Genomic DNA, 11,762 nt, shown 5'->3' on the forward strand with positions numbered 1-11,762 from the left:
TCAACTATTTCCTCTTAATGTGTATAGAAACTCCAGTGATTTTTGCATAACAAAACGCATAAGATTAAGGTTTGAGTACCTGTTCTTATGCGTTTTTGTAATATTGAAGATTTTCGGTAAGTTTTATACCTTTGGGAAGTCTAGTTTAGAATGCTTTCCCAACCAGAATCTCAGCCTCAATAGTAATCTCTGTCAGTTGGCTCCAGTCAATCTTGCTCTGGTCAACGTGAAAGAGGAGAGGAGTCATACTGAGTAGGGCTTGGAGTTGTTCTACTGTGATAGTCTTAGTCAGAGAGGCAGTTTGGTTAGATAGGATGGTAAAGTGTTCTTGGAAATGATTTTTGATATTTTGGTTGGAATAGTCCTTGTTTGTCAGCTGGTCTTGTACCTTCTGACGGATTTCCTTGAGGTGATTTTCAGTTGGGATAACCTTGATCAAGATACCGTCTTTGGATAAAACGCGACGAAATTCTCCATAGTTGGCAGGTGAAAAGATATCTAGTAGGATATCCATGCTGGCGTCTTTGATAGGAAGACGAGCCAAGTCACCAACGAACCAATTGACTGCCCAGTTGGGTTCACTTTTAGCAGCGATTTGGACTGAATCTTTGGAGATGTCAAAGGCATAGAAAGTTTTTTCAGAGTGACTTTCTTGTAGTTTGCGAGAATAGAATCCTTCACCACAACCGATATCCAAAATTGTTGTGGTTGTTTTTGAGCTTGCAAGCAAGTCAGATACAGCATCTAAGATAGCTTGGTAAAAGCCGGCTTCTAGGATTTGTTGACGGTTTTGAAAATTTTCCTTGTCATAGTTAGCAGATTGCTTGATTTGAGGTGCCAGATTGACATAGCCAAATTTCGCCAAGTCAAAAGAATGACGGTTGCAGCACTTGAAACTAGTCTCTAACAGAGTCAGATTTTCTTGACAGATAGGACAGGCAAAGGCAGTCGCAGAAGCAAAACGCTGAAGTTTGGGCTTGAGATTTGTATTCATAGTTTAAGTGTATCAAAAGAGGCAAATGAAAGCAACTTTAGGAATAAGTAGATGGGAGATTCAGTAGAAATAAAACTAATTCTCCAATTTATAGAATGAAATTGCTTTTATATCTAAATTGCTATATAATAATGATAAGGAGGAAATAAGTATGTTAAAAGAAGTATTAACCGTTGCAAAAGTTGCGAAAAAATCTTCATTATTTTTGGGTGGTGTCGCATTTGGTACCCTTGGTTTGAAAATCTTAGCAAGTAAGGAAGCTAAAAAAGGTTATTCTAAAGCTTTGGCTAAGGCTTACAAGTTGAAAGACGAGCTAGATGCATCTGTTTCTGTTGTGAAGCAACATGGAGACGATGTCTTGCAAGATGCCAAATATTTGTACGAGCAAGAGAAAAAAGAAGAGCAATTAGATAGCCTTATAGGTGAATAATATGTCTTTTAAAGTGCTACATAGAGGATACCAACATATCCGACTATCATCTTCTTTTTCACTTACCTTGGATATTCAAGACTATCTTCGTTCCTTGGCGAGAGATGAAAAGGGGATTGAGTCTATCCAGTTTTACATGGATCAACAGCACTTTACTCTACGCATAAAAGAAGGCTTTTCTGTATTAGATAATGCAGAAGCCTTTTTAAAAAGAATTGATAAAGGGAAAGTTTCTGAGTTGATGACTCTTCCCATTCGTAGAGAAGAGAGTGCTTATTCTATTGTTTCAGGTGCAGCGGTTAAGCGTGTACTTTTTCGTAGTTTTGTGCCGTATCCTATTCGCTATATATGGACTTGTTATCAGGCTTTGGGTTATATTAGAGAAGCCTATCAAACACTAGCGCGTAAGGAACTAACGATGGAAGTCTTGGACTGTTCGGCTATTTTATTGTCTTTGTTTATGAACCAATCCAAGACAGCTAGCAATATCATGTTTATGCTTGATTTGGGGAATCATTTAGATCAGTGGTCCTTGAAAAAAACTGCAACAGATTTAGAACAGAGTCTTCTTGCAAAAGAGAGCGACGTATTCTTAGTACAGGGCGATACGGTTGTTAGTATCAAGAGTTCCGATGTTCAAATAGGAGATGTCTTGGTCCTATCTCAAGGAAATGAAATTCTGTTTGATGGACAAGTAGTTTCAGGTTTAGGTATGGTCAACGAAAGTTCCTTGACGGGAGAGAGTTTTCCAGTTGAAAAAAGAGAGTCTGATTTGGTTTGTGCAAATACAGTATTAGAAACTGGAGAGTTACGCATTCGTGTAACCGATAATCAGATGAACAGCCGGATTTTACAACTGATTGAGTTGATGAAGAAATCTGAAGAAAACAAGAAAACGAAACAACGCTATTTCATCAAGATGGCGGACAAGGTCGTCAAATATAATTTCTTGGGGGCTGGGCTGACTTACCTATTGACAGGTTCTTTTTCTAAGGCTATTTCTTTCCTATTGGTCGATTTCTCCTGCGCTTTGAAAATCTCTACTCCTGTAGCTTATTTGACAGTTATCAAGGAAGGGTTGAACCGTGAAATGGTGATTAAGGATGGAGATGTTCTGGAGAAATATCTGGAAGTTGATACTTTCTTGTTTGATAAGACAGGAACAATCACAACTAGTTATCCTATAGTTGAAAAGGTGTTACCTTTTGGAGACTATAGTGAGGAAGATATTCTCAGAATCAGTGCCTGTCTTGAGGAACACATTTATCATCCTATTGCTAATGCCATCGTCAAGCAAGCTGAGATAGAGGGGATTGAACATGAGGAAATGCATGGGAAACTCCAATATATCGCAAGCAAGGGAATTAAGTCCCATATCGATGGTCAACCAGTTCTTATTGGAAATTATGTCTTGATGCAGGATGAGCAAATTCATATCAGTTCAGAACAAAATGCTTTAATTGAAGAGTACAAGAGTCACTACAATCTCTTATTCTTAGCCTACCAGAATGAATTGATTGGAATGTTCTGCATTCATACTCCTTTGAGAAAAGAAGCAAAAGCAGCCTTGGAGAAACTTAAGGCACAAGGGAAAAAATTGATTCTGGCAACAGGGGACACCTTGGTTAGGACAGAGGAATTAGTCAAAGATTTGCCCTTTGATCAGGTCTATACAGACTTGAAACCTGATGGGAAATTTGAGTTAGTAGAGGAACTGCAGAAAGCAGGTCACACTATTTTGATGGTTGGAGATGGCTTGAATGACTCAGCGGCTCTAACCCTATCAGATATCGGTGTGGTGATGAATGAGAGCGCAGATATTTCTAAGCAGATGAGTGATATCTTATTGTTAGATAATCGTTTGGATTTCTTCCAAGAGTTGGATTCGCTATCATCATCTTTGCAAACACTCATCAAGAAGAATATTCAAGATACCGTTGTCGTAAATAGTAGTTTGATTGGCTTTGGCTTGTTTAATTGGCTCAGTCCTTCAAATCTTTCTATCTTACATAATCTAACAACCTTACGTATTGTACTGCGTAGCCTGTCTATTAAGGGATAGGTGGGGACTATTAACAGCAAAAAGGAGTTACCTTTCTCGAGGGTAACTCCTTTTTTTATAGGTAAATGTTGAACAATTTAGTAAGTTAATACAAAGTATTTTTTCTTTCCACGACGGATAACAGTCAGTTCATTTTCTAACTTATCTGCGTCACTCAAGACATAGTCAAGGTCTTGGATACGGTCGCCGTTGACGTAGATAGCTCCGTTTTGGACATCTTCACGGGCTTGGCGTTTTGAGTTAACCACACCAGATGACACGAGCAGTTCCACGATATTGTGGTTTTCGTCTGATTGAACTTGGTAGTTTGGCACACCACGAAGTCCTTGTTTAAGTTCTTTAACAGAAAGGTTTTTGATGTTTCCTGCAAAGAGCTGCTCAGTGATGTTGAGGGCTTCTTTGTAGGCTTCTTCGCCGTGAACAAGTGTAACGACTTCACGAGCCAAGACTTTTTGAGCCAAGCGTTCGTGTGGCGCTGCTTCAAATTGTTTACGAATGTCTTCAATCTCATCAAGTGACAAGAAAGTAAAGATCTTCAAGAAGCGAACAGCGTCAGCGTCCATAACATTCATCCAGAATTGGTACATTTCGTATGGAGAGGTCTTTTCAGGATTGAGCCAGACTGCGTTTCCTTCTGATTTACCAAACTTCTTACCAGTTGCATCTGTAATCAATGGAACAGTGATAACGTGACCAGTCTTGTCAGACTTACGACGAAGCAATTCGGTACCAGCTGTCATATTTCCCCATTGGTCAGAACCACCGATTTGTAGCGTTACGTTGTGGTCTTGGTTAAGGACGAAGAAGTCGTAACCTTGCATGATTTGGTAGGCAAACTCAGTGTATGAAATTCCTGTTTCAATCCGTTTTTTTACAGACTCTTTACTCATCATGTAGTTGACAGTGAAGTATTTTCCAATATCACGGAGGAAGTCAATGAAGCTGATGCTGCCAAACCAGTCGTAGTTGTTGACCATGACAGCCTTGTTTTTACCATTTTCAAAGTCAAGAAAACGAGAAAGTTGTCCTTGGATAGACTTGACCCAGCCCTCTACTGTGTCTTTTGTTTGGAGACTACGTTCAGCATCTTTGAAGGACGGATCTCCGATGAGACCTGTAGCACCGCCAACGAGCGCATAAGGTTTGTGACCTGCTAGTTGCAAGCGACGACTTGTCAAGATTGCGACAAGGTGGCCTAGGTGAAGGCTGTCAGCAGTTGGATCGTAGCCAGTATAATAAGAAACTTGACCTTCTTCTAGGGCTTTACGCAAAGCTTCTTCATCAGTCGTTTGAAAAATCAAACCACGCTCTTTTAGCTCATCAAAAATGTGCATGTGTCTTTTCTCCTTTTTAAAATTATTGTTTCTACCTATTGTATCATAAACTTGGGCAATAGCCTAGCAGAATAGGGAAGAAAGTGGCTATTTTATTGAAAGTTTCCCTTTTGTGGTATAATAGATAGAGTGAGGAAATCCATGCAAAATCAATTAAATGAATTAAAACGAAAAATGCTGGAATTTTTCCAGCAAAAACATAAAAAATCAGCTAGACCTGGCAAGAAAGGTTCAAGTACCAAAAAATCTAAAAGCTTAGATAGGCCAGCCATTTTTCCAGCTATTTTACTGAGTATAAAAGCCTTATTTAACTTACTCTTTGTACTCGGTTTTCTAGGAGGAATGTTGGGAGCTGGGATTGCTTTGGGATACGGAGTGGCCTTATTTGACAAGGTTCGGGTGCCTCAGACAGAAGAATTGGTACATCAGGTCAAGGACATCTCTTCTATTTCAGAGATTACCTATTCGGACGGGACGGTGATTGCTTCCATAGAGAGTGATTTGTTGCGCACTTCTATCTCATCTGAGCAAATTTCGGAAAATCTGAAGAAGGCTATCATTGCGACGGAAGACGAACACTTTAAAGAACATAAGGGTGTAGTACCCAAGGCGGTGATTCGTGCGACCTTGGGGAAATTTGTAGGTTTGGGTTCCTCTAGTGGGGGTTCAACCTTGACCCAGCAACTGATTAAACAGCAGGTGGTTGGGGATGCGCCGACCTTGGCTCGTAAGGCGACAGAAATTGTGGATGCTCTTGCCTTGGAACGCGCCATGAATAAAGATGAGATTTTAACGACTTATCTCAATGTGGCTCCCTTTGGCCGAAATAATAAGGGGCAGAATATTGCAGGAGCTCAGCAGGCAGCTGAGGGAATTTTCGGTGTAGATGCCAGTCAGTTGACTGTTCCTCAAGCAGCATTTTTAGCAGGACTTCCACAGAGTCCCATTACTTACTCTCCCTATGAAAATACTGGAGAGTTGAAGAGTGATGAAGACCTAGAAATTGGCTTAAGACGGGCTAAGGCAGTTCTTTACAGTATGTATCGTACAGGTGCATTAAGCAAGGACGAGTATTCTCAATACAAGGATTATGATCTTAAACAGGACTTTTTACCATCGGGCACGGTCACAGGAATTTCACGAGACTATTTATATTTTACAACTTTGGCAGAAGCTCAAGAACGTATGTATGACTATCTAGCTCAGAGAGACAATGTCTCCGCTAAGGAGTTGAAAAATGAGGCAACTCAGAAGTTTTATCGAGATTTGGCAGCCAAGGAAATTGAAAATGGTGGTTATAAGATTACTACTACCATAGATCAGAAAATTCATTCTGCCATGCAAAGTGCGGTTGCTGATTATGGCTATCTTTTAGACGATGGAACAGGTCGTGTAGAAGTAGGGAATGTCTTGATGGACAACCAAACAGGTGCTATTCTAGGCTTTGTAGGTGGTCGTAATTATCAAGAAAATCAAAATAATCATGCCTTTGATACCAAACGTTCGCCAGCTTCTACTACCAAGCCCTTGCTGGCCTACGGTATTGCTATTGACCAGGGCTTGATGGGAAGTGAAACGATTCTATCTAACTATCCAACAAACTTTGCTAATGGCAATCCGATTATGTATGCTAATAGCAAGGGAACAGGAATGATGACCTTGGGAGAAGCTCTGAACTATTCATGGAATATCCCTGCTTACTGGACCTATCGTATGCTCCGTGAAAAGGGTGTTGATGTCAAGGGTTATATGGAAAAGATGGGTTACGAGATTCCTGAGTACGGCATTGAGAGCCTGCCAATGGGTGGTGGTATTGAAGTCACAGTTGCCCAGCATACTAATGGATATCAGACCTTAGCAAATAATGGTCTATATCATAAAAAACATGTAATTTCTAAAATTGAAGCAGCAGATGGTAGAGTGGTGTATGAGTATCAGGACAAACCGGTTCAAGTCTATTCAAAAGCTACTGCGACAATTATGCAGAGCTTGTTGCGAGAAGTTCTATCCTCTCGTGTGACAACAACCTTCAAGACGAATCTGACTGCTTTAAATCCTACTCTGGCTAATGCAGATTGGATTGGGAAGACTGGTACAACCAACCAAGACGAAAATATGTGGCTTATGCTTTCGACACCTAGATTAACCCTAGGTGGCTGGATTGGGCATGATGATAATCATTCATTGTCACGTAGAGCAGGTTATTCTAATAACTCTAATTACATGGCTCATCTAGTAAATGCGATTCAGCAAGCTTCCCCAAGCATTTGGGGGAACGAGCGCTTTGCTTTAGATCCTAGTGTAGTGAAATCGGAAGTCTTGAAATCAACAGGTCAAAAACCAGGGAAGGTTTCTGTTGAAGGAAAAGAAGTAGAGGTCACAGGTTCGACTGTTACCAGCTATTGGGCTAATAAGGCAGGAGCGCCAACGACCAGTTATCGCTTTGCTATTGGTGGAAGTGATGCGGATTATCAGAATGCTTGGTCTAGCATTGTGGGGAGTCTACCAACTCCATCAAGTTCCAGCAGTTCAAGTAGTAGTTCTAGCGATAACAGTAACTCAAGTACTACACGACCTTCTTCTTCAAGGGCGAGACGATAATTCTCTAAATGAAGTGGCCAATCAATGGATTGCCACTTTTTTCCTTTCGTGTTACAATAAGGGTATGAATCAGTATCAGAAAAAGATTGTTAACGGAAAAATTTATTCGCTCCTATCCGGCTTAATATGGGGAATCTGTGGAATTTTAGGAGAGTACTTCTTTACTCATTATCAGGTGTCTTCGGGCTGGATTACCTCTATGCGTTTGACACTGGCAGGGAGTCTTGTACTCATTTGGTCTGCAATACAATTAAAATCGCAAGTGCTAGATATTTGGCGAGATAAGAAAAATTACCTGCCCTTTTTGGCCTACGCTATTTTAGGGATTTTTTCAGTCCAGTATTTTTTCTATCTCTGTGTAGAATACTCAAATGCAGCGACAGCGACTATTTTACAGTTTATCAGTCCTGTCTTTATCCTCTTTTACAATCGCTTGGTTTATCAAAAACGAGCGTCAAAAAGTGCTATTTTCTATGTTTTGATTGCTATGCTGGGTGTTTGCTTGATGGCGACAAAGGGAGATCTCTCTCAGTTATCCATGACACCACTAGCCCTTGTGACGGGCTTACTGAGTGCTATGGGTGTTATGTTTAATGTTATCTTGCCCCAGCCTTTTGCGAAGCGCTATGGTTTTGTTCCTACGGTTGGGTGGGGGATGATTTTGGCAGGTTTATTTAGCAATGTTCTCTCGCCAGTGCATCAGCTTTCCTTTACTCTTGATATTTGGAGTATCTTGATTTGTCTCATTATCGCTTTCTTTGGGACGGCTTTTGCTTTTTTTATTTCCATGAAGGCGGTGTCCTTGGTTTCTCCTTTGGTGGTTTCCGTTATCAGTGCCAGTGAACCTCTCTCTTCTGCTCTCTTGAGTGTTTTGTTCTTAGGCCTGGTAGTGGATTGGTCACTCCTTCTAGCTATGGCCTTGATTATTTTACCCATGATATTTTTGTCTATAGAAGAAGCGAAAGAAAGTAGATAAAAAGTCTTTTCTTAATTCTAAAAGTGTGCTATACTAGAATAGTCAATAAAACACGGGGAGATAGTTGTGAAGAGTGTTTTTAGGTTGTATCGGTAGGGGTTTGCTTTTACCGACAGCACGTTTTATCTCACATCCCTAAAAAATCATACCTAAAAACAGACAAAAAGGCTTCAAATTTGAGGCTTTTTTTGGTAGAATAGTTATCATTATAAAGAACCAGGAGGCACCTATGACTGCTACAAAAATGAATGCTCAAGAAATTATCCAATTTATCGCTAATGCTGAGAAGAAAACCAGTGTGAAAGTAACTTTTGAGGGACAACTCGCAACTGCTGTACCTAGCTCGGTTGTTAGACTAGGGAATGTTTTATTTGGAGACTGGAAGGACGTGGCTCCGCTTCTCAATGGTTTGGTAGAAAATCAAGACTATGTTGTTGAGCAAGATGCTCGCAATTCTGCAGTTCCTTTGCTAGATAAACGTGCTATCAACGCTCGTATCGAGCCAGGCGCTATTATCCGTGACCAGGTAGAAATTGGTGACAATGCTGTTATCATGATGGGAGCTGTTATCAATATCGGTGCTGAAATCGGTGCAGGAACCATGATTGACATGGGGGCTATCCTTGGTGGCCGTGCCATCGTTGGGAAAAATAGCCACGTTGGTGCAGGTGCAGTTTTAGCAGGTGTGATTGAGCCAGCTAGCGCAGAACCAGTCCGTGTTGGAGACAATGTTCTTATCGGTGCCAATGCAGTGGTTATTGAAGGAGTCCAAATCGGTAGTGGTTCAGTTGTCGCAGCAGGAGCTATCGTTACCCAAGATGTTCCAGAAAATGTAGTAGTAGCAGGTGTTCCAGCTCGAATTATCAAAGAGATTGATGCCCAAACTCAACAAAAAACAGCGCTAGAGGATGCGCTTCGTACCTTGTAATTTGTAAAAGAAAAATAGAGGCGGGACCCTTTTTCCAGCCTCTTTCTGCTATATAGGAGGATAGATAGATGTTAGATTTGATTCAGACTAGACGAGATTTGCACCAGATTCCAGAGATTGGCTTGGAGGAGTTCAAGACTCATGCTTATTTGCTAGATGTGATTGAGAAATTGACTGCGGGCAAGAATTTTGTTCAAGTTCGTACTTGGCGGACAGGGATTTTGGTTTATTTGCAGGGAAGTCAGCCAGAGCGTACCATTGGTTGGAGAACAGATATTGATGGCCTGCCTATCGTCGAACAAACAGGCCTTCCTTTTGCTTCTCAGCATCAAGGTCGCATGCATGCTTGTGGACATGATTTTCATATGACTATTGCCTTAGGCTGTCTAGAGCGCGCCCTTGAGGAGCAACCAAAGAACAATCTGCTCTTTCTGTTTCAACCTGCTGAAGAAAATGAAGCTGGTGGCATGCTTATGTATGAGGATGGCGCTTTTGGAGACTGGTTGCCAGACCAGTTTTATGGGCTCCATGTGCGACCAGATCTGAAGGTTGGACAGATTGCGACCAATACTCATACACTCTTTGCAGGGACCTGTGAGGTGAAGATTCGTTTCAAAGGCAAAGGTGGCCACGCAGCTTTTCCTCATGAAGCTAATGACGCCTTGGTGGCGGCTAGTTACTTTGTGACCCAGGTGCAGTCAGTTGTCAGCCGCAATGTCAACCCAATAGAGGGAGCAGTGGTGACCTTTGGTCTTTTCCAAGCTGGAACAACCAACAATGTCATCACAGACACAGCCTTTTTACATGGAACTATTCGGGCCTTGACTCAGGACATGAGTCTCTTGGTACAAAAGCGGGTCAAAACAGTTGCAGAAGGAGTTGCAGCTGCCTTTGATATGGAAGTCGAAGTGGAACTCAAACAAGGTGGATACCTACCTGTTGAGAACCATCCAGCCTTGGCGCGTGAACTAATGGACTTTTTTGAAGAGAAAGACGGAATTGAGTTGATTGATATCGAGCCTGCTATGACAGGCGAGGACTTTGGTTATCTCCTTTCAAAGGTTGATGGCGTGATGTTTTGGCTGGGTATCGATAGTCCCTACGCCCTTCATCACCCTCAGATGGCTCCTAAGGAAGAAGCATTAGCTATTGGGGTGGATGCGGTCTCTAGTTTCCTGAAAAAGAAGGCAGCAGAGTAGAGGGGTTGTCTATGAAATCGGAACTACGCAAGCAAGTCTTGCAAGAAATGAAGGCTATCCCTCGACAGCAAAAACAGTTTATAGACCAAACTTTAACTGAGCGGCTTTTACACCATCCCTTCTACCAAGAAGCCAAGGTCATCGCAACCTATCTCTCTTTTCCGCACGAATTTCAAACGCAGGGATTGATTGAGCAGGCGCTGAGGGACGGCAAGAAGGTTCTGATACCCAAAACCTATTCCAAGGGGCGCATGGACTTTGTGGTCTATGATCTGCAACAACTGGTCAAAACTTCCTTTGGCTTACTGGAACCACAGGGAAATTTAGAAGTGGTAGATGCCTCTCAGATTGATTTGATTCATGTCCCAGGGCTGGCTTTTACGATGGAAGGCTATCGGATTGGCTATGGCGGAGGTTATTATGACCGCTATCTGGAATATTTTTCTGGTCATACTTTGAGTACGATATATCCTTGTCAAATTCAGGACTTTATTCCTGAAAATCATGATATTCCTGTTCAGGAGGTACTGATTGATGAAAGAAATCTTTGATAGGCGTTACCCTGTGACGAGTTTCTTTCTTTTAGTGACGGCCGTGGTATTTCTACTAATGTTGGTAACTACAGGAGGAAACTTTGACAGGGCGGATACTCTATTTCGATTTGGAGCCATGTATGGGCCTGCCATTCGCCTCTTTCCCGAGCAAATTTGGCGTCTCTTTTCGGCTATTTTTGTTCATATTGGGTGGGAGCATTTCATTGTTAATATGCTTTCACTTTATTATCTTGGAAGGCAGGTAGAGGAGATTTTCGGTTCTAAGCAGTTTTTCTTTCTCTATCTTTTATCAGGAATGATGGGCAATCTCTTTGTTTTTGTATTTAGTCCCAAATCCTTAGCAGCAGGTGCATCCACCTCTCTTTATGGTCTATTTGCCGCGATTATCATTCTTCGCTATGCAACTCGTAATCCTTATATCCAACAGCTAGGACAGTCTTATCTGACACTTTTTGTGATTAACATTATTGGAAGTGTTCTGATTCCAGGAATCAGCCTAGCAGGCCATATCGGAGGTGCAGTTGGTGGCGCATTTCTAGCAATTATCTTTCCAGTTAGAGGAGAAAGACGGATGTATAGTGCTAGTCAGAGACTGGTAGCGTTAGTCTTGTTCGTAGGACTCGCAGTCTTACTTCTCTACAAGGGAATGGGATGAAAATTTGTGGAATGAAAAAAGATAAGGCA

Annotated in this window: 10 protein-coding genes; 8 read left to right on the forward strand and 2 right to left on the reverse strand. The window is 41.5% G+C overall.

All coding sequences use genetic code 11. The features are described 5' to 3' along the window. Positions 1-145: 145 nt before the first annotated feature. The gene (locus HT729_RS02270; protein ID WP_001095519.1) at positions 146-994 is read right to left on the reverse strand and encodes a putative RNA methyltransferase; all 849 of its coding nucleotides are present in this window, start codon (positions 992-994) and stop codon (positions 146-148) included. Between the two features lie 151 nt (positions 995-1,145). Here HT729_RS02270 and HT729_RS02275 point away from each other — a divergent pair, with 151 nt between their 5' ends. Together HT729_RS02275 and HT729_RS02280 are read left to right on the forward strand one after the other, a co-directional pair. Continuing rightward, on the forward strand, positions 1,146-1,424 hold the full coding sequence (locus HT729_RS02275; protein WP_000910909.1) for a DUF6110 family protein: 279 nt from the start codon (positions 1,146-1,148) through the stop codon (positions 1,422-1,424). A 1-nt stretch (position 1,425) separates the two neighbouring features. After that, a complete protein-coding gene (locus HT729_RS02280; RefSeq protein ID WP_172931621.1) occupies positions 1,426-3,486 on the forward strand; it encodes a heavy metal translocating P-type ATPase in 2,061 nt (686 codons plus the stop codon). A 77-nt stretch (positions 3,487-3,563) separates the two neighbouring features. On the opposite strand, the gene tyrS is transcribed toward HT729_RS02280, so the two are convergent. Beyond that, on the reverse strand, positions 3,564-4,820 hold the full coding sequence (gene tyrS, locus HT729_RS02285) for a tyrosine--tRNA ligase (protein WP_172931622.1): 1,257 nt from the start codon (positions 4,818-4,820) through the stop codon (positions 3,564-3,566). Between the two features lie 141 nt (positions 4,821-4,961). Here tyrS and pbp1b point away from each other — a divergent pair, with 141 nt between their 5' ends. The 6 genes from pbp1b (at position 4,962) to HT729_RS02315 (ending at position 11,733) form a co-directional block, all read left to right on the forward strand. Beyond that, positions 4,962-7,421, forward strand: a complete 2,460-nt coding sequence (gene pbp1b / locus HT729_RS02290) for a penicillin-binding protein PBP1B (RefSeq protein ID WP_172931623.1) — start codon at positions 4,962-4,964, stop codon at positions 7,419-7,421. Positions 7,422-7,485: 64 nt separating this feature from the next. Next, positions 7,486-8,397 (forward strand): DMT family transporter, encoded by a 912-nt coding sequence (locus HT729_RS02295; RefSeq protein WP_055349653.1) that lies wholly within the window; start codon positions 7,486-7,488, stop codon positions 8,395-8,397. Between the two features lie 229 nt (positions 8,398-8,626). Beyond that, positions 8,627-9,325 (forward strand): 2,3,4,5-tetrahydropyridine-2,6-dicarboxylate N-acetyltransferase, encoded by a 699-nt coding sequence (gene dapD / locus HT729_RS02300; protein WP_000127477.1) that lies wholly within the window; start codon positions 8,627-8,629, stop codon positions 9,323-9,325. A gap of 68 nt (positions 9,326-9,393) precedes the next feature. Next, a complete protein-coding gene (locus HT729_RS02305; RefSeq protein ID WP_054392633.1) occupies positions 9,394-10,524 on the forward strand; it encodes an N-acetyldiaminopimelate deacetylase in 1,131 nt (376 codons plus the stop codon). Positions 10,525-10,535: 11 nt separating this feature from the next. Then, positions 10,536-11,075, forward strand: a complete 540-nt coding sequence (locus HT729_RS02310; RefSeq protein WP_023935345.1) for a 5-formyltetrahydrofolate cyclo-ligase — start codon at positions 10,536-10,538, stop codon at positions 11,073-11,075. Further along, entirely contained in the window at positions 11,059-11,733 is a 675-nt protein-coding gene (locus tag HT729_RS02315) for a rhomboid family intramembrane serine protease (protein ID WP_000658506.1), read from the forward strand. The genes HT729_RS02310 and HT729_RS02315 overlap by 17 nt, the downstream gene beginning before the upstream one ends. Positions 11,734-11,762: the final 29 nt, after the last annotated feature.

The organism is Streptococcus sp. 79 (assembly GCF_013277425.1).
GTDB lineage: Bacteria > Bacillota > Bacilli > Lactobacillales > Streptococcaceae > Streptococcus > Streptococcus pseudopneumoniae.

Bases quoted from the DNA above. Each gene is read 5' to 3' on its own strand.
- HT729_RS02270 (WP_001095519.1), bottom strand. From the start codon at position 994: ATGAATACAAATCTCAAGCCCAAACTTCAGCGTTTTGCTTCTGCGACT.
- HT729_RS02275 (WP_000910909.1), top strand. From the start codon at position 1,146: ATGTTAAAAGAAGTATTAACCGTTGCAAAAGTTGCGAAAAAATCTTCA.
- HT729_RS02280 (WP_172931621.1), top strand. From the start codon at position 1,426: ATGTCTTTTAAAGTGCTACATAGAGGATACCAACATATCCGACTATCA.
- dapD (WP_000127477.1), top strand. From the start codon at position 8,627: ATGACTGCTACAAAAATGAATGCTCAAGAAATTATCCAATTTATCGCT.
- tyrS (WP_172931622.1), bottom strand. From the start codon at position 4,820: ATGCACATTTTTGATGAGCTAAAAGAGCGTGGTTTGATTTTTCAAACG.
- HT729_RS02295 (WP_055349653.1), top strand. From the start codon at position 7,486: ATGAATCAGTATCAGAAAAAGATTGTTAACGGAAAAATTTATTCGCTC.
- HT729_RS02310 (WP_023935345.1), top strand. From the start codon at position 10,536: ATGAAATCGGAACTACGCAAGCAAGTCTTGCAAGAAATGAAGGCTATC.
- pbp1b (WP_172931623.1), top strand. From the start codon at position 4,962: ATGCAAAATCAATTAAATGAATTAAAACGAAAAATGCTGGAATTTTTC.
- HT729_RS02315 (WP_000658506.1), top strand. From the start codon at position 11,059: ATGAAAGAAATCTTTGATAGGCGTTACCCTGTGACGAGTTTCTTTCTT.
- HT729_RS02305 (WP_054392633.1), top strand. From the start codon at position 9,394: ATGTTAGATTTGATTCAGACTAGACGAGATTTGCACCAGATTCCAGAG.